At 53.7% G+C, this 17,194-nt stretch carries 23 protein-coding genes; 10 read left to right on the top strand and 13 right to left on the bottom strand.

Annotation, left to right across the window (positions count from 1 at the left end; all coding sequences use genetic code 11):
* Positions 1 to 4 precede the first annotated feature (4 nt).
* Both V7775_RS09185 and fabD read right to left on the bottom strand, forming a co-directional pair.
* The gene (locus V7775_RS09185) at positions 5 to 607 is read right to left on the bottom strand and encodes an alpha/beta hydrolase (protein WP_335751584.1); all 603 of its coding nucleotides are present in this window, start codon (positions 605 to 607) and stop codon (positions 5 to 7) included.
* Positions 597 to 1,529, bottom strand: a complete 933-nt coding sequence (gene fabD / locus V7775_RS09180; protein WP_335751583.1) for an ACP S-malonyltransferase — start codon at positions 1,527 to 1,529, stop codon at positions 597 to 599. The genes V7775_RS09185 and fabD overlap by 11 nt, the downstream gene beginning before the upstream one ends.
* Before the next feature lie 146 nt (positions 1,530 to 1,675).
* Here fabD and V7775_RS09175 point away from each other — a divergent pair, with 146 nt between their 5' ends.
* Entirely contained in the window at positions 1,676 to 2,881 is a 1,206-nt protein-coding gene (locus tag V7775_RS09175; RefSeq protein ID WP_335751582.1) for a cytochrome b/b6 domain-containing protein, read from the top strand.
* Between the two features lie 54 nt (positions 2,882 to 2,935).
* Here the strand turns inward: V7775_RS09175 and V7775_RS09170 are convergent, their stop codons facing one another.
* Together V7775_RS09170 and V7775_RS09165 are read right to left on the bottom strand one after the other, a co-directional pair.
* A complete protein-coding gene (locus V7775_RS09170) occupies positions 2,936 to 3,505 on the bottom strand; it encodes a YceI family protein (protein WP_335751581.1) in 570 nt (189 codons plus the stop codon).
* A 126-nt stretch (positions 3,506 to 3,631) separates the two neighbouring features.
* Positions 3,632 to 4,126 (bottom strand): hypothetical protein, encoded by a 495-nt coding sequence (locus V7775_RS09165; RefSeq protein WP_335751580.1) that lies wholly within the window; start codon positions 4,124 to 4,126, stop codon positions 3,632 to 3,634.
* Between the two features lie 263 nt (positions 4,127 to 4,389).
* Between V7775_RS09165 and rpsF the strand changes: the two genes are divergently transcribed.
* The 3 genes from rpsF to rplI are packed head-to-tail and all read left to right on the top strand — an operon-like array spanning position 4,390 to position 5,632.
* Positions 4,390 to 4,743, top strand: a complete 354-nt coding sequence (gene rpsF, locus V7775_RS09160) for a 30S ribosomal protein S6 (RefSeq protein WP_335751579.1) — start codon at positions 4,390 to 4,392, stop codon at positions 4,741 to 4,743.
* A gap of 28 nt (positions 4,744 to 4,771) precedes the next feature.
* Positions 4,772 to 4,999 (top strand): 30S ribosomal protein S18, encoded by a 228-nt coding sequence (gene rpsR / locus V7775_RS09155; RefSeq protein WP_005852865.1) that lies wholly within the window; start codon positions 4,772 to 4,774, stop codon positions 4,997 to 4,999.
* Positions 5,000 to 5,011: 12 nt separating this feature from the next.
* Positions 5,012 to 5,632: a 50S ribosomal protein L9 gene (rplI, locus tag V7775_RS09150; RefSeq protein WP_335751578.1), complete on the top strand. Its 621-nt coding sequence runs from the start codon at positions 5,012 to 5,014 to the stop codon at positions 5,630 to 5,632.
* 315 nt (positions 5,633 to 5,947) lie between these two features.
* On the opposite strand, the gene V7775_RS09145 is transcribed toward rplI, so the two are convergent.
* Together V7775_RS09145 and V7775_RS09140 are read right to left on the bottom strand one after the other, a co-directional pair.
* The gene (locus tag V7775_RS09145) at positions 5,948 to 6,325 is read right to left on the bottom strand and encodes a MerR family transcriptional regulator (RefSeq protein ID WP_335751577.1); all 378 of its coding nucleotides are present in this window, start codon (positions 6,323 to 6,325) and stop codon (positions 5,948 to 5,950) included.
* A gap of 11 nt (positions 6,326 to 6,336) precedes the next feature.
* Positions 6,337 to 6,639, bottom strand: coding sequence for a hypothetical protein (locus tag V7775_RS09140; protein WP_335751576.1), 303 nt, complete (start codon positions 6,637 to 6,639; stop codon positions 6,337 to 6,339).
* Positions 6,640 to 6,721: 82 nt separating this feature from the next.
* On the opposite strand from V7775_RS09140, the gene V7775_RS09135 reads away from it, so the two are divergent.
* Positions 6,722 to 6,883 (top strand): hypothetical protein, encoded by a 162-nt coding sequence (locus V7775_RS09135; RefSeq protein WP_335751575.1) that lies wholly within the window; start codon positions 6,722 to 6,724, stop codon positions 6,881 to 6,883.
* A 28-nt stretch (positions 6,884 to 6,911) separates the two neighbouring features.
* Entirely contained in the window at positions 6,912 to 7,385 is a 474-nt protein-coding gene (locus V7775_RS09130; RefSeq protein WP_335751574.1) for a lytic transglycosylase domain-containing protein, read from the top strand.
* 70 nt (positions 7,386 to 7,455) lie between these two features.
* Here V7775_RS09130 and tig read toward each other — a convergent pair whose 3' ends face one another.
* Together tig and V7775_RS09120 are read right to left on the bottom strand one after the other, a co-directional pair.
* A complete protein-coding gene (gene tig, locus V7775_RS09125) occupies positions 7,456 to 8,787 on the bottom strand; it encodes a trigger factor (protein WP_335751573.1) in 1,332 nt (443 codons plus the stop codon).
* Positions 8,788 to 8,909: 122 nt separating this feature from the next.
* Positions 8,910 to 9,197: a DUF2312 domain-containing protein gene (locus V7775_RS09120; RefSeq protein ID WP_335751572.1), complete on the bottom strand. Its 288-nt coding sequence runs from the start codon at positions 9,195 to 9,197 to the stop codon at positions 8,910 to 8,912.
* A gap of 114 nt (positions 9,198 to 9,311) precedes the next feature.
* Here V7775_RS09120 and V7775_RS09115 point away from each other — a divergent pair, with 114 nt between their 5' ends.
* The 4 genes from V7775_RS09115 (at position 9,312) to V7775_RS09100 (ending at position 11,045) form a co-directional block, all read left to right on the top strand.
* Positions 9,312 to 9,551, top strand: coding sequence for a hypothetical protein (locus V7775_RS09115; RefSeq protein WP_335751571.1), 240 nt, complete (start codon positions 9,312 to 9,314; stop codon positions 9,549 to 9,551).
* Positions 9,552 to 9,765: 214 nt separating this feature from the next.
* Positions 9,766 to 10,182: a YeeE/YedE family protein gene (locus V7775_RS09110; protein WP_335751570.1), complete on the top strand. Its 417-nt coding sequence runs from the start codon at positions 9,766 to 9,768 to the stop codon at positions 10,180 to 10,182.
* Positions 10,182 to 10,613 (top strand): DUF6691 family protein, encoded by a 432-nt coding sequence (locus V7775_RS09105; protein WP_335751569.1) that lies wholly within the window; start codon positions 10,182 to 10,184, stop codon positions 10,611 to 10,613. Before V7775_RS09110 ends, V7775_RS09105 begins: the two co-directional genes overlap by 1 nt.
* A gap of 9 nt (positions 10,614 to 10,622) precedes the next feature.
* The gene (locus V7775_RS09100; protein ID WP_335751568.1) at positions 10,623 to 11,045 is read left to right on the top strand and encodes a TIGR01244 family sulfur transferase; all 423 of its coding nucleotides are present in this window, start codon (positions 10,623 to 10,625) and stop codon (positions 11,043 to 11,045) included.
* Between the two features lie 47 nt (positions 11,046 to 11,092).
* On the opposite strand, the gene V7775_RS09095 is transcribed toward V7775_RS09100, so the two are convergent.
* The 5 genes from V7775_RS09095 to V7775_RS09075 form a co-directional block, all read right to left on the bottom strand.
* Positions 11,093 to 12,271 carry a FliM/FliN family flagellar motor switch protein gene (locus tag V7775_RS09095; protein WP_335751760.1) on the bottom strand — a complete coding sequence of 393 codons (1,179 nt, stop codon included), beginning with the start codon at positions 12,269 to 12,271 and terminating at the stop codon, positions 11,093 to 11,095.
* Positions 12,272 to 12,388: 117 nt separating this feature from the next.
* On the bottom strand, positions 12,389 to 15,103 hold the full coding sequence (locus V7775_RS09090; protein ID WP_335751567.1) for an ATP-binding protein: 2,715 nt from the start codon (positions 15,101 to 15,103) through the stop codon (positions 12,389 to 12,391).
* Positions 15,103 to 15,393 (bottom strand): hypothetical protein, encoded by a 291-nt coding sequence (locus V7775_RS09085; protein ID WP_335751566.1) that lies wholly within the window; start codon positions 15,391 to 15,393, stop codon positions 15,103 to 15,105. Before V7775_RS09085 ends, V7775_RS09090 begins: the two co-directional genes overlap by 1 nt.
* The gene (locus tag V7775_RS09080) at positions 15,393 to 15,770 is read right to left on the bottom strand and encodes a response regulator transcription factor (RefSeq protein WP_335751565.1); all 378 of its coding nucleotides are present in this window, start codon (positions 15,768 to 15,770) and stop codon (positions 15,393 to 15,395) included. The genes V7775_RS09085 and V7775_RS09080 overlap by 1 nt, the downstream gene beginning before the upstream one ends.
* Positions 15,771 to 15,898: 128 nt before the next feature.
* Positions 15,899 to 17,194 carry a short-chain fatty acyl-CoA regulator family protein gene (locus V7775_RS09075; RefSeq protein ID WP_335751564.1) on the bottom strand — a complete coding sequence of 432 codons (1,296 nt, stop codon included), beginning with the start codon at positions 17,192 to 17,194 and terminating at the stop codon, positions 15,899 to 15,901.

Genomic DNA, 17,194 nt, shown 5'->3' with positions numbered 1-17,194 from the left:
CTTCCTAATTCCAAACTTTGACAGGTTCCGTCAGCAACCCGTGATGCGCAATCTCTTGCGCGGTCATCTTATGTATCTCGTCCTCAGGTGCTGCCTGCAAGGCAAACCAGTAAAATGCATCGGTTCCAAGCATATCTTGGACGTATTGCCGCCGCGAGGCGTGGGCAGGATCACCCCTAGGCAACTCTCGCCCCTTCACACCACCATCACTCCAACTGGTCAGGCCAATTTCAGCTCCCTCAACCATACGCCGCTGTGTACCCGCTAGAAACAACGCAACAGCACCTGCAGCAATAGAACTATCGCTTTGCAGCACTGTCACAAGCCCACGCGCACGTACATCATGCCCCAATGCAATAGTCGCCGTATCACCACCTGTACCCGGCATATCCTGTAGAACCAGCGTTGTTATCTGCGGGTTCTGTTCCATCACTTCAGTAAATTCGCGCAGTGTGCGGCGCGTGACCTTGCCGTGGATCAGCAAACGTTCATTCACAACCGCAAAACCTACCCTGCGCCGGTACCCGTGCAGTCGACCACTACAGCCAGCAAGCGCCGCACCACCGCCAAGCAGCAGTGTGCGGCGCGCAATGCCACTATGCTTCAAGGGCGGCCTTTACGTCAGCGGCAACACCAACATTGCGTAAAACGGATTCTTTATGGATGCGGCGGATCATGCCCGACAATGCCTTGCCTGCACCGATTTCCCAGAACTCAGTCACACCTTGCGACACCATCCACTCAACTGACGAGCGCCAGCGCACGCGGCCCGTCACCTGATCAACCAACAACTGTGCAATCGGATCAGCTGTTGTAACGGCCTCGGCAAGGACATTCGCCACCAACGGCACAGCAGGTGCGTTGAGCTGAACCTCTGCCAACGCTTTGGCCATCTCATCTGCCGCAGGTTGCATCAAAGCACAGTGGAACGGTGCCGAAACAGGCAGCGGCAGTGCGCGTTTGGCCCCTTTGGCTTTTGCCATATCAATAGCACGCTCAACGGCGGCCTTGCTGCCAGAAATTACGTTTTGCGTTGGGTCATTTTCGTTTGCCAGCTGGCACACATCGTCACCTGCGGCTTCAGCTGCCAAAGCAGCGACATCATCCGCCGCCAACCCCAAGATAGCGGCCATAGCGCCCTGCCCGACTGGTACAGCTGATTGCATCGCACGGCCACGTATGCGCAACAGACGCGCCGTGTCGGCCAAGGTAAAAACACCCGCCGCACAAAGCGCCGAATATTCACCCAGACTGTGCCCCGCAACAAAAGACGCCTTTGAAATCTCAATGCCTTCTGACTCAAGTGCACGCATCGCGGCCATGGATGTTGCCATCAGCGCAGGTTGCGCGTTTTCAGTCAGGGTCAGGGTTTCTTTATCCCCTTCCCAAATCAGCGCGCTCAGCTTTTCACCCAGCGCATCGTCAACCTCTTCAAATACTGCGCGTGCAGCCGGATAGGCCTGCGCCAGATCATGGCCCATGCCGATGGTTTGTGCGCCCTGACCGGGAAATACGAATGCGATGCTCATGAACTGCCTCCAGAAATGTTTGGAAATCGGTGTAGCGAAGCGCGCCCGCCCTCACAAGAGCGCACACTCACCCTGCGTAATCTACAATTGTCCCGCCCGCAGGACTCTATACCCTTACTCCAAACAACGACTCATGGAGTATTCCGATGGCTTTGAGCAATACACACACCCGATATGGCAGCATTACGCGCCTGTTTCACTGGCTCACCGCGCTTTTGGTGATCACTCTTATCCCCGTTGCACTGATCGCAAATGAGCTGCCCTTTGACACCTCAGAACAACTGGCGCGCAAAGCATGGTTTTTCTCGCTGCACAAAACCCTTGGGGTGTCTGTGTTCTTTGTGGCTCTTGCGCGGATTGCATGGGCGCTCTCTCAACCCAAACCAGCCCCCCTGCACCCTGATCAAAAAGCCGAGACATTTATGGCCGAAACCGCACATTGGTTGCTTTACGGGTCCCTGGTGCTGGCCCCCATGTCAGGCTGGTTGCACCACGCGGCCACAACTGGCTTTGCGCCAATCTGGTGGCCGCTGGGCCAAGGCCTGCCTTTCGTTCCCAAATCCGAATCTGTTGCCGCGTTGTTTGGAGGCGCGCATTGGGTCTTTGGCAAAGTCATGGCCGTGACCATCGCATTGCATGTCCTAGGCGCGATCAAGCACCAAGTCATAGACCGCGACGCGACGTTGCGCCGAATGCTCAATGGTGCCCCTGAACTTGATACGCTTCCTCGTGCCCGCCACAGCGCAACACCCCTGCTCGCCGCACTTGCAATCTGGGCCATTACATTGGGCGCAGGCACAGCATTTGGACTCTACATGCCGCACACAAGTACCGCTGAGGCTGCCCAACTTGAGGATGTTACCTCAGACTGGAGCGTTCAGGATGGCAGCATAACCATCGCTGTTACCCAATTTGGATCGGTGGTTGAGGGAAACTTTGCGGATTGGACTGCTGACATTTCCTTTGACCCGACAGTCACAGGCGGGCCCTCTGGCAATGTAGACGTTGTGATCTCTGCTGGCTCGCTCTCGCTTGGCTCAGTCACCGATCAAGCATTGGGTCCCGATTTCTTTGATGCAGGTAACTTTACAACCGCCACCTACCGCGCAGATTTGATCACGGGCGTTGACGGCTTCTTGGCCAAAGGCACATTAGATATCAAAGGTCATACCGTTGCCCTTGATATGCCCTTCCGCCTGTCTGTCACTGGCGACACCGCGAACATGCAGGCCGAATACACGCTGGACCGTCGCGATTTCGGCATCGGAGACAACATGGCGGATGAAAGTTCCCTCGCGTTTAACGTGAAAGTCAGTGTGAAACTAACAGCTACCCGCGCACCCACCGAATAAAAAAAGGCCGCAGAGAGAATACTCCCTGCGGCCAATCACTAGGATGTACTGAAGTTATTCAGCTTTCACTGCTTCAAGTGAAATCACAACTTCAACTTCATCGCCCACATGTGGCGCAAATTTATCAACACCAAAATCTGACCGCAGAACAGTTGTCGTCGCGTTGAAACCTGCTGACGGTTTGCCCGTTACCGGGTGCACCCCTGCTTGGTTCAACTTGGCATCTAGAACAACAGATTTTGTTGTGTCGTTCATTGTCAGATCGCCCGTAATCATCGCCGTATCATCACCTGTCAGCTCAATTCCAGTGGACGTGAACGAAATGACGTCGGTTTCTGATGCGCCGAAAAAGTCGTCAGACATGAAGTGGCCATCGCGCTGTTCCCAACCTGTGAACATTGACAGCGTTGGCATTGAAACCGTTACCGATGATTTCGCAGGGTCTTCTTGATCAAACATGATCTCGCCCTCAAAACCGGAAAACATGCCGTGTGTTGTTGAGAAGCCGAGGTGGTTATACGAAAAAATAACCTGACTATGGCTTCCATCAAGGATGTATTTATCAGCGGCAAGCGCCATCGAAGCCGAAGCAGACAAAAGAGCAGCAAGAACGAGGGATTTCATTGGGGATTCTCCTTGTTGAATATACCTCAATAAAAGGTGCAATTCGCCAAAAACTCAATCCCGCAAGGATCAACACATCGTGCGCGTGGTTGAACACAACTCCATCCTTGACGCCAAAGAGATCCCTTAGATCAGTTTTCCCGCACTGCGTAACGCCCCCAAAAGAGATGCGTGAACAGCTGCGTTACTCAATGTTATATCAGCCAATAGGCGGTTTCCCTGCCCCCAGAACGTGAAATGTGCGCCCGACATTTCAACCAAATGCAGGTCTTGAAACGAACAACGTTCCAATACGCGGGGTTCTGCCGGCACACCTTCGCGGATCAACCGCAATTCGGATGCCGCGACATCAACAACAACAGTAGGTGGCAATGGCGGTAGACTTGCCTGCCATAATCCAACAGCTAAAAGCCCCGACATTATCGACAACAACAACTTGAACAGCATGATATCACTTTCCCACCCCGCTCCGGGCGCAAGCCATACAAGCAATGCCACTAACGTCATTGTCGTAGCCCCAAATCGCAGCCCGATACGCATGATCAACCGGCTACCATTCAGGGTATGTGCAATGCTGATCGTTGCGGCTGGCTCAAAGGCGTGGTCTGCGGTATGGGTCATTGTGCTGTCCTCTAAAGTGTTAACAAAACGTTGCCTTCCAAAAGAGACCAAATCTAGGCAAAGCAACGGCAGTCTCGCGGCATTAACCATAAATCCCCACACCCACACCAAACCGCGCCACATGTGTCCTTGCGCCGCGCGCCAAACGGTGTATATGCGGAGCTTCCTTTGCTAGACGATTTAACCGCGCAGACTCTCGTGGTGGGGCCGCAAAGGATCATTGCCCTACCTATGAAATGCGCCTTGAAATAAGTGGAGCACACATGCCGCTATATGAGCATGTAATGATCGCACGCCAAGACTTGTCCAATACACAAGCCGAAGGCCTGATCGAACATTTCGGTACCGTCCTGTCCGATAACGGCGGGACACTCGTGGACAGCGAGTATTGGGGCGTCAAAACGATGGCCTATAAAATCAACAAGAACCGCAAAGGCCACTACGCCTTCTTGCGCTCCGATGCACCGGCACCTGCCGTGCAGGAGATGGAACGTCTGATGCGCTTGCATGATGACGTGATGCGCGTTCTGACCATCAAAATGGACGAGCACAAAGAGCTGCCTTCCGTTCAGATGCAAAAACGTGACGAGCGCCCAGAGCGCCGTGAACGTCGCTGATTTTAGCTTGTTGAAAGGACTTTAAACCATGGCTGCAAAACCATTTTTCCGCCGCCGCAAAGTTTGCCCATTCTCTGGCGACAATGCACCGGCTATCGATTACAAAGACACACGTCTTCTGCAACGCTACATCTCTGAGCGCGGCAAAATCGTACCTTCCCGTATCACCGCAGTTTCTGCGAAAAAACAACGTGAGCTGGCCCGTGCCATCAAACGTGCTCGTTTTCTCGCCCTTCTGCCCTACGCTGTGAAATAAGGAGCTTAAAACATGAAAGTTATCCTTCTCCAACGTGTAACAAAGCTGGGCCAGATGGGCGACGTCGTTGACGTTAAATCTGGCTACGCACGCAACTATCTGCTGCCACAGAAAAAAGCGCTGACTGCGTCCAAAGCTAACGTAACAGCATTCGAGGGCCAAAAAGCCCAACTTGAGGCCCAAAACCTCGAGACGAAAGCCGAAGCAGAAGCAATGTCAGTCAAACTGAACGGTCAGCAATTCGTTGTGATTCGTTCCGCTTCTGACGCAGGCGCCCTCTACGGTTCCGTCACCACACGTGACGCGGCCGAAGGTGCAACTGCCGAAGGCTTTACAGTAGATCGCAAACAGGTCGTTCTGATCGCGCCCATCAAATATCTTGGTGTGCACGACGTCCAGGTTGTTCTGCACCCAGAAGTTATTGCCACAATCGAACTGAACGTTGCACGTTCCGTCGAAGAAGCTGAACTTCAGGCAGCTGGTAAATCTATCCAAGAACTCGCAGCGGAAGAAGAAGCCGCAGCAGAATTCGAGATTTCCGAACTGTTCGACGATTTGGGTTCCGCAGCATCCGACGATGATGACGCAGCTCCTGCGCCATCTTCTGACGACGCAGGCGACGAAGACAAATAAGTCTTCTCCCTACCGAAAAATAGAAAACGCCGCGCTTTCAGCGCGGCGTTTTTTTTGGGAGCATATAGATTTTCCCGTCTTTGGGTCTACGCGTCTCTAGATCAAGGAACGGTATTCTTTATGCGCACCCGCCACTTTCTGAACGCTATGATCGCCCAAATACCTTCGGCAAACATAAATGGATAAGACCCGATCAGAAACGCATAGACCGCTGCAACCGCACAAGATGCCGCGAAAGCCAGAGTTAACGTTGGGCTCCTATCTTCCCATGCATAGCAAGCTACCATTGAGCAGACCGCCAAAAGGCCAATAAATTCAATCATCCCGTTTGCATTGGTCCGCATTCAAATCGCATTCGACGTAACTGTCACAGCGACATGTCTCAAGCGCCTCAAGGGTCTTGTCGATCCGTTTCAATGCTGCGATCCGCGCTCGAATGGTTCGGCGATGCTTGGCAGCGACATTTCCTATCTCTCCCTTGTTCCACGGACCACGCAAAAGGATGGCGATTTCATCCAATTTCAATCCAAGCGATTGGGCATCACGGACAAACTGAACTGCACGTACATCCTCTTGAGAAAACATCCGATCCCGTCCATTTCTACTCGGCTTGGGTATGATTTCTCGCTTTTCATAGTAACGAATTGTCGAAATTGGGATTCCGGTTCGATCAGCTACGTCTGATATTCGCATAAAATCACCCCTTAACGGTTCTTTTTTACATAACGTATCCACAGATATCCAAGCCCCAGCATGACCGAAACGATCAAAGCAACTTGCAACCCAGCACTGAAATAAGCCGCAGAGGTAATGCCCATCAGACCTAGAGCAATAAGCAAGGGGGGAACAGCACAACAAATGGCGCACAGAGCTATGAAACCCGCCCCGTATTTTGCAGCCATGGCTCTCCAAGGTTTCTTTGCATCCGAACAACCACAAGATGGATCAGATGATCCTTCGGATGAAAAAGTGCCCATGCAGTCAGTGATAGAAGAATTATCAGTCATTTTGATCTCCCTTGAATGACCAACAGACTCCTAATCTATGAACCATGGTTCATAGCAAGTTAAAAAGTCAGGAAATCAATTCATGGCCAGTAAATCAGCTCAGATCCCGACACTCGTGTTGCGGGCGGCATCTGGCACTGTGGCCAACGTGCAGACATTCCAGTTTCCGCTGATCAACATACGCGAAAGAATGCCCAGCCAAGAACACCTTCTTGCAGTGCCCTGCCCCAACGCCCTAACGTGAGGCCGAAACAATTTCGCTGGAACCCCCGATGCCCACTCTTCGCCGCCGTCACTTCATGATCCTATGTGCTGCCAGCCTCGCTGCTTGCGGCTCCAAGGCCTCCTCCCCGCCTCCTGCGCGTAGCCTCCCCCTATACCCCAACGAGACGCTACAGCTGCGTGCCAGCATCAACCGCTGGGCGGATCACTATGACATCCCCCGCAGCCTCGTGCACCGCCTTGCCATCCGTGAGAGCACCCACAACCCAAGTGCCCGCAATGGCCCCTACTATGGCCTGTTGCAGATCCTGCCACAGACAGCGCGCACAATGGGATTTCGGGGTCAGCCCAATGACCTGCTAAACGCGGACACCAATTTGGAATTCGCGGGGAAATATCTGCGGGGGGCTTGGCTGTTGTCAGACGGGGATCAGGCCACCGCCATTGGGTGGTACGCGCGCGGGTATTACTACGAGGCGAAAAGGCGCGGCATGTTGGTTGAGACAGGGTTACGTCCAGCCTAGGCCACCTCATCTAACGAAAAAGGGCCACCCAATCGGGCGGCCCTTTCTAATTTCCAAAGTGAGAAGAGGTTTACTCTTCTTCAAGCGCCTCAACAGCTTTTTGCAGATCGTCTTTAGAGACTTCTTTCTCTGCAACTGTCGCTTGCTCAACAATGTGGTCAACGACTTTGTCTTCAAAGATCGGTGCGCGCATTTGCTGCTGCATCTGCTGGTTTTGCTGAACGAACTCAAAGAATTGACGCTCTTGACCCGGGTACTGACGTGCCTGGTTCATGATCGCTTGTGTCATCTCGGCGTCTGTAACTTCCAGCTCGGCCTTCTGACCCAATTCAGCCAACAACAGGCCCAAGCGCACGCGGCGTGTTGCCAGTGTCTTGTGCTCGTCTGTGGTCTCGATCTCAGGGTGATCGTGGCCTTCAACTTCTGGGTTATCTTCATGCCACAACTGGTGGGCAATCTGGCCAGCTTCGGCGTCCAGCAAGGATGGTGGCAGATCGAAATCAACCATGCCGTCCAGCGCGTCCAACAGGCCGCGCTTCATCACTGCACGTGATGCGCCAACATATTCTGCTTCCAGACGTTCGCCGATTTGCACTTTCAGTGCGGCAAGGTCTTCTGCGCCGAACTTTGTCGCCATCTCGTCGTTGATCTCAGCAGCAACAGGCTCTTTTACTTCTTTAATGGTGCAAGCAAACACAGCCTCTTTACCTTTGAGGTGCTCTGCTTGGTAATCATCTGGGAAGTTGACTGTTACGTCTTTTTCTTCTTCGACTTTCACGCCAACCAGCTGCTCTTCAAAACCCGGGATGAACGAGTTGGAACCAAGTACCAGCGGGTAATCTTCGGCGGAACCGCCTTCAAACGCTTCGCCGTCAACTTTGCCAACAAAGTCCATCATTACTTGGTCGCCGTCTTTGGCTTTTGAGCCCTTCTTGCGTGCTTTGAAGTCTTGTGCTGTTTCGGCAAGTGACGCGAGTGCTTCCTCAACGGACGCCTCATCGGCTTTCACAACCAATTTCTCAAGCTTGATGCTGCTCAGGTCAAGCTCAGGAATCGCAGGCAACGCCTCATAGGACATTTCGACTTCAACGTCGTCGCCCTCTTTCCAGTCATCATTGGTCATTTTCACTTCGGGCTGCATCGCAGGACGATCGCCAGAAGTTTCAAGGTGCTCACTCATGGCACCATCGATGGCTTCTTGCATTGCTTCGCCCATAACGCGTTGGCCAAACTGCTTTTTCAGCAGTGCCATAGGGACTTTGCCCTTGCGAAAGCCCTTCATCTCTACGTCAGGCTGCGCTTCTTTCAGCTTTTCGTTCACCTTAACTTCCAGCTCGGCTGCTGTGAGGGTGATGTTATAGCCGCGTTTCAGACCTTCGTTAAGCGTCTCTTTGACCTGCATGTTTGCTCCATAGCGTTTGGCCGCGTCTATCCGCGCGGGCAGAAAAATTTGTGTTCTTCTATTGGGGGGGCGCGCCGCGTGCAAGCACCGTTTCACCCTGCCCTAATAGCAAAACGCATCGGCTACATGCCAAGCGCTTCTTTATACATGTCCAATACGGCCTCTTCTTCGGCAATATCATCTGGCTCACGCTTGCGAAGTGCGATCACTTTGCGCAAGACTTTGGTGTCATATCCGCGCGATTTCGCTTCGGACATCACTTCTTTTTGTTGTTCGGCGAGATCTTTCTTCTCCGCGTCCAGACGTTCGATCCGCTCCACAAACTGGCGCAGCTCGTTGGCTGTTACGCGATAGTTTGCATCGCCTACGGTGTCTTCGGCGGGTGCTGGGTTTGTGCTGAATTCGCTCATGGTTGGCTCCTTGTGCTGCTCGGGGCTAATGTCCTGCGGCGTCTAGCTACCCTGCCCCCCGCGCCCCCGCAAGGTGCTCTTGCCGTAGCGCGCAGTTTATCCTATCTGCGTCGCATGGAACAATCTGCATCATCAATATTCGACGTCATCATCTGGTCCGGTACAGCGCTGTCTCTGCTGGGCCTTCTTGGGCTTGTTTATTGCATAGTCCGCGTGAGCCGCGCAAAACGCGCAGGCATGGATGATGATACGATGCGTGGCGAACTCAAAAAAGTTGTGCCGCTTAATCTGGGCGCTCTTTTTCTGTCCGTTATCGGCCTAATGATGGTCATTATCGGTATTTTCCTAGCTTAACGGCCCTTTCATTATCCCCCTTGCCTAAAGCTGTTATGATCTTTAAATACACACATATCAAAATATGAATGTGTAATTTCGCTGTGTTGTATCTCCTCCTGTCCAAACGTGTCGTGCAAATCGTCACATTTGTTACATCCTGCTGCAGGGAATCATTAAGCAGGCGATCGCCCACACACCACCATCTAACAAATGACGAAACGGGAATGAGAGAATGCAAATAGATTGGATATGGGGCTTGATCGGGGGCATGTTGATTGGCTGTGCTGGGGCGGTATACCTGCTTGGTAACGGTCGGATCATGGGTGCCAGTGGTATTCTGGGCGGTCTCGTCGACGGCACAGCACGCGATGCTGCGGCTGAACGACTTGCCTTTTTGGCAGCGCTGATCGCCGTTCCCGCGCTATTGTTCATGTCGGGGGGGGCTGTAAACACCCACATAACGGACAATTGGCCCTTACTTGTCGCAGGAGGCCTATTGGTTGGTCTGGGAACACGGATTGGCAATGGGTGTACGTCTGGTCACGGAGTTTGCGGCATCTCACGCCTGAACCTGCGCGGAATTGTAGCAACATGTATTTATATTGGAGCAGGTGTGCTCAGCGTCACTGTGCTGCGGGGGATGTTTTAATGCGATTGTTTTTAGCACTGCTCGCTGGCGGGTTGTTCGGGACCGGCCTGCACCTATCCGGTATGACAGACACGCAAAAGGTCTTGGGCTTTCTGGATCTGTTTGGCGCATGGGACCCAACACTGATGTTCGTCATGGGTGGCGCAATCGTCCCTATGGCCATCGCCTGGGCTGCAACACGCGGGCGGTCACCTTTGGTAGGCGGGACATTCCCCGCGAAACCGGATGCAAAGCTGGATCCGAGGCTGATCAGCGGTGCGGTAATGTTCGGCATTGGTTGGGGCCTTGTTGGGCTTTGCCCCGGACCTGCGCTTGCCTCCCTTAGTTATGGCGGCACTTCGGGCATTATTTTCTTTTTTGCAATGGTGATTGGCATGTGGTTTGCCCCCCGTGTCCTTCGCCTGCTGGACAGGCCCGCCGCAGCAGAATAGAACACTGCCATGGATATTCGCCAGCTTACGCCCCGCTATTACGTCGCACCGCAAATCTCACCTGATCAGATGGGTGACCTTAAGGATGCTGGGATCACTCGCATCCTTTGTAACCGACCAGATGAAGAAGTGCCGCCCAGCCTGTGTGCTGCGCAGATGCAAGCGGCAGCCGAAGCGGCCGGTCTGGAATTTGTCGTGCAACCTCTCACTCATGCAACGCTGAATGAAGAAACAATTGGGCGCAATCATAAGTTGGGTGCAGAACAAGAAGGCGTCACTCTTGCCTATTGCGCCTCTGGAACGCGATCCTGTTTTGCTTGGGCGATGGCCCATGCATCGCTCCAATCACCTGATGAAATTCTGGCTGCAGCCCGTGCAGCTGGTTATGATCTAGAAAAAATCCGCCCCTACCTAGAGCAAAATGCCCCTTAGGCAACAGCGGTACCCTTACGAACTGATCGCATAAAAACAAGCGTGCATCACCAGCCCGCTTGTTTCTGCGTCGATGACACATCATCGTCTTGTGCCGCTTTCTGGTTCATCTCCCAATCGAGCACTTGTTCATCTGCTGCTTTAGATGCCTCGTCCATGTCAGGCATAACTGGCAGGTCATCCATATCTCCAAAGATATCCACTTCTGAAACACTCGGAATTGACGCGTCTTCTGCTGGAATCTGTGCGTCAAAACCATCCTCAACAGGTGCTGTAACGTCAGGTAGATCCAGATCAGCGCGATCCGAAGCACGCCTGCGCGGTTGGGTATGTTGTTTGCTTTTTTGCTGCTCCACTTGGACCGCACGCATGCCGTCAACCTGACCCAATGTGCCGCGGCTCAGCGCACGACCATTGGCATCCAACACCAAAGCCTGCGCCATGCTGGACACCTGCAAATTCAACACATCCCCCACTTTTAACTCACTAACTTTTTGGATTGGCATCTTGAGTCTGCTCAACGCAATTGTCAGCTCTGCATGCAACTGCATCACATTATGCGTCAGCTTTTCGCCCTGCGCAGGTTGAGATTGTTCTTCGTCATCCTGATCGCTCACAGGTGCAATCCGGGCAGGCTCGGGCATGACAAGCATTATCTTACCAGCCCGCGCCCCTGCCGCCAGATCAACAGTCATTTCCACCACATTATAAGTCGGAGCATCCATCGCGAGTTTGGCTTGTTGGGTATCCTGAGCCCAGACGCCAAATCGATACCCATTAAGCAGATCTCGGTCAGCTTCTTCTTCCGGCAATTTTGACGCGCGCATCAACACATTCTCGATATAGGGCGCGCACAAGGCGGCATCGGTTGCAGTGTGTTTGCGCGGCTCTGCACCTTCAACAGCAGGCCTGACTTTACCCATTGTCTGTTGTTGGATCAGCCCCTCCACCAATGCGGCATCCAGCAGCACAGTTGCCACTTGTCCTCCCGCACCATCCATAAGCAGCATGAGCCAATTCGCCACTAGACAGTCCTCAACGTCCTCTGACCCAATCTGGCGACGTGTAACACTCAACGCGCTAAGGGGCAGCCCCATCAACTGGTCCGCTTGCTGCGCCGCAGACAGGCGAAGAGCCCGCGCCAACGACATCGCACGCGCTGCATGTGCTTCGCTGCCTGTGCGCGCTTTGCGTTGAACCAGTGATGTCATCTGCTCCGCACTCATGGTCACCACATTCCCTTGCCCAACGTTATTACCCGTCACCCTGCATAGGCATGCAAAGCCCGAGTTTAAAAACTGTGTCTTGGGGTCTTTGCTATAGCGGAATGGTTACCAGCGCATTTATACTGGCAACAAATGTTGTGATTGTTTTTCGGGAGTTGTGCACATCATACGCACCTCAAAACTGCCGCCATGACCTTGTGGAACATAGGTAATATCTCCCCCCAGACGCGTCACAATTTCCCGACAAATCGCCAGACCAAGTCCCGCGCCATCCCCATCGCCACGGCCCAAGCGTGCAAATTTCTCAAAAACAAGGCTTTCGGCTTCGGCTGGAATGCCACTGCCGTTGTCTGTGAAAGCAATGATCACATCGTCATCTTGACGCCGCACCGATATATTCAAAACCGGAACCGAGGCATCGCAGTATTTAATCGCGTTGGTCACCAAGTTGATGAACACCTGCGCAAGCCTGTCCCCATCGGTAAACAAATCAATATCTTCGCTGCGTTTGCGACGTTGAATTTCCAACGGCCTTCCAGAACTGGCCTTGGCCGTGGTCACAGCCTGTTCAATCACCGCATGCAAATTGACCACCTGCTGGTTCAACGACACTTGACCATTTTCCAACACGGACAAATCCAGCAAATCATCCAATAGGCGTGTCAGTCGAATGGTCTCTGAGTGGATAATCGACGCATATCGAGTTTTTTCTGCGCCGCTAAGCCCTTCCATATCCCGCAAAATCTCAGAAAACGACCGGATCGACGTCATCGGAGTACGTAGTTCATGACTGATCTGACTGAGAAAACTGTCTTTCTGCAAAGACAATTGCGTCAGTTTCTCATTTGCACGGCTTAATTCACGGGCCGTTTCCGTCAACTGTCGGGATTTAACTTCCAATCGGCTGGAATATTCAAGAATTTGCGCAGATTCGTCCGCCACGGCCAATAACTCCTCGACCGAAATCGCCTGCCCGCCAATGATCTGCCCAATCATCGCATTTGCGGTTGCCGCACCAACTGACGCAGCCAATTCACGCTCTAAGGCTTGGACAAACTCGGGCGTCGGTGCAGGCGGCGCACCCACCCGGCCTTGTTTCAGTGCTTGGTGGGCGAAAAACGCCTGTGCTTCGGGTGCCCCCAAAATGCGCTGGGACATGATCATTAAATCCTCTGCCCCGCCTTCCGTGGCGGACCATCCGCGCGCAGACGCGGATGAGTGATCAAAGACATTTACAAACTGCGCGCCCTGCAATCGTTCCAACGGGGTAGGAAAACTGAAGATCGAGACAATAAAGAACAACAAAGTATTGAGCGACAAGCTCCACCAGACAGCATGCACCGTCGCGTCCAATCCTGTAATCCCGAACAATGCCTCAGGGCGCAAAAGCCCCCAGCCAAACAACCCCTCTTCAAATACCCGTGCAGGCAACGCGCCGTCTGGGCCAAAGCTGGGCAAAAGCATTGTGTACATCCAGATGACAAATCCGATGCTCAGCCCTGCAACCGCGCCCGTACGGGTGGCACCCCGCCAGAAAATGCCGCCCAAAAGGGCAGGTAAAAACTGCGCAACACCGCCAAATGAAATCAAGCCAATCGCCGCCAATGCACCAGATCCGCCAGAGCCGCGATAATACAGATACCCCAAAGAGATGATCAGTATGATAGACAGCCGGCGCGCGCGGATCACAACACTGCGCACATCACCCGATTGCTGCACGCCTAGCGGGCTAAACCTTAACCACAGCGGCATTACAATATGATTGGACATCATCGTGCTCAGGGCCAGCGTCGCCACAATCACCATAGATGTTGCTGATGAAAACCCGCCCAAGAACGCCAGCATTGCCAATCCGTTTTGCCCCTGGCTCAGCGGGACAGTGAGAACATAAAGATCAGGGTTAGCGCCCTGTGGCATCACTTCAAGACCGATGACTGCAATCGGAACAACAAACAAACTGATGGCCAACAGATATAATGGGAACGCCCAACTGGCGATTTGCAGATGCCGTTCATCATCGTTTTCGACAACCATCACTTGAAACATACGCGGCAAACAGACAAAGGCGGCAGCTGATAGGACAATTAACGCGCTCCACCGCCCGTCGCTGGTTTGCCATGTCCCAATGGGAGACGCGTCAATGCGCGCCACCGTTTCGGCGACGCCGCCTGCAACACCCCATACAACAAACACGCCAACAGCCAATAACGCCACCAGTTTGACCACCGCTTCAACAGCGACTGCAATCACCACACCGTGGTGGCGTTCATTTGCGTTGAGATTTCGCGTGCCGAAAACGAGCGTAAAAATAGCAAGCCCCGCAGCCACCCAAAAGGCTGCGTTTTCAAACCGTTGGGTGCCTTGCCCGCTGCCGAGTTCAGGGGCCGCAAAAATGGCAACCGACAAGGTAACCGATTGCAATTGAAGCGCAATATAGGGCGTCACACCAACCACTGCCATGACTGTCACCATCACCGCCAAAAGGTTGGATTTCCCAAAGCGCGCCGAAATGAGGTCAGCAACAGATGTCACGCGGTGCGCCCGCCCAATACGCACAAGCCGGCGCAGCACCCACCACCATCCGATCATCACCAATGATGGCCCTAGATAGATGGTGATAAATTCCAGTCCCGACCGCGCCGCATAGCCAACAGCACCGTAAAACGTCCATGCAGTGCAATAAATCGACAGCGATAACGTATAGACCACAGGAGAGCGCAGCAGCCAGCCGCCGCGTCCGCGTTGCGCTGTTCGCTCCGCGAGGAACGCCACCAAAAACAACCCTGCCACATAGACAAGGCACACGCCAATAAGCTGATTAAGCGTCACCATCAGCTGCGCGGCGTAGTAAATGTAGTGGGATCGTCCTCTTCGCCATGGGTCCGGATACGGCGCCACAATGCAAAGGTAGCCGTAATCGCAAGGGCCCAAATGACAACCAGATACCAAATTGCACTCGAGAGAGAGGTCTGTGTATCTGACGCAACCTCAGAACTGTTTGGCCACATGGTTGGCACAACTAACCACAGCACAGTACACAACAGCGGCAATATCCGTACCGCATCCATCATCCGTCGACGGCGATAGCTGCGACGCTCCAGAAACAGGCGCGTCTTTTGCATCAAGAAACGCGGCCCGACGTGAGTTCACGAACAGCCGTCAGCATTTCCTCGTTGGAAAAGGGTTTGGTCATAAATCGACTCACTCCCGCCTGCAGAGCCATTTCACGGTCACGGGCCTGTCCCCGCGCGGTTAGCATCAGGATCGGCAAATCAACGAGACTGTCATCACTGCGCAGCTCGGCCAAAATTTCAAATCCCGTCTTTCCCGGCAACATCACATCCAACATCACCAAGTCAGGCCTAGCTGCTCGGATCACGTTTGCAGCATTTCCACCATTGGCGAGCGTTTCCACCCGCCACCCATCGCGACCCAATAAAAAACGGATCGCCTCAGCAATGTTGGTCTCATCCTCCACCAACACGACATGTTTGCTCATGCAAGCCTCCTCCCCTATCCGCACAAAGCGCCGTTCTGATCTAGTATCAGTTACCGCGCAGGCAGCATGTCGCCTAGGATGCACCCATCTGCGGGGCGAGTCAAAATCTTAGACCATCTTGTAAATTTCTATACCACCTTCATGATTGATGGCTCACGCCGCGCACGGCAATCCTCATGCGGGCAAATCCGGCAGGTCGCTCCGACCTCACGTGCTGGCGCACTCGAATCGCCTGCAGGCACTGGCAGCAAAAGCATCACACCGCGAACTGGTCCCGGAATGTTATATGTCGACACTGTGGCCAGCTCGGTTGCAGCAAACGCATCAAATTGACGCCGCCCGCGGCCCAACTGCCCAACCCGTTCACGCAGCACCGTGCCGGGAGCACCCAATGCCGCAAACAAGGGCCACAACGGGCAACAACTGTCGAAACGTGGCACAGAAAACCCATCAGTGGATTTGCGAAAAATCACCGTTCCCGACCGATCACAAACCACCAACCCTGCGTTCAGCTCGATGACAGCTGCCAAACGACGCAGAATCAATACCACAGGCACACCCAGCCCACGGGCCAACGCAACTGGATCAACCGCGTTGCCCACCAGCGCCTTTTCCAGCTTCTTTATCGGCAATGCCTGTGCGTCTTCTTGAACCTGCTCCAAGACGCCGCGCAAAATGAAACGCCCCGCTTCTGACATCTCATCAGCATCTTTAGAAATCATCGCATCAACCGACGTGTTTGGCTTTTCACCTTCTAACTGTGGAAATCGGAACTCTTGGGCCTCTAGGTAGGTTTCGACCTCTTGCTGTGGCGAATGGCCCGCAGCGGCAGGACCTTTTGTCTGCTCCAAATACCCCACAAGCGCCTGCGCACTTTGTGCAAGACGGTGACTGTCTACATCTAGGTTGGCGTGAAACCGGTCCTGCCATTCCGGTTCCAGCGTGCCTTCATCCGCCAAAATTTCCGCGGTGGAGCGCACGGCAGCGGCGGTTGTCAGTAATTCATGCATCGATTCCGCCAGATGCGGATCATGCGCGATGCGGTCACTCAAGGTTTCAACAGTCCGCTCTAAGGCTGCGACACGGCGTTGACTATCGGCCAATGCCTCGGCCCAACCGGGAAAGCGGCCCGCAAATGCTTCGGCATGTCCGGCATCCTCAGGGGATAGGTTCGCGGCCTGCGCAGCCTCGCCCAATACCCCCAAAAGTGCGGCCTCGGCCCCTTCTGTTAAGGCCTGCGGTTCAACCTGCAATGCGGCTGCAATATCTAGCAAAAGCTTACCACCGATTCTGCGGCGATTATGTTCGATCAGGTTGAGGTAGCTGGCTGAAATACCGCTGTTACGGGCCAGATCAGCCTGTTTCACCCCCTGCATCACACGCCGCTCCCGTATGCGGCTGCCCGTCAACACCTCACGCGCCAT

The sequence above is a fragment of the Sulfitobacter sp. genome (assembly GCF_036960155.1).
Taxonomy (GTDB): Bacteria; Pseudomonadota; Alphaproteobacteria; order Rhodobacterales; family Rhodobacteraceae; genus Sulfitobacter.
The sequence above is the reverse complement of the archived record's forward strand: the minus strand, read 5'-3'. Positions and strand labels throughout refer to the sequence as shown.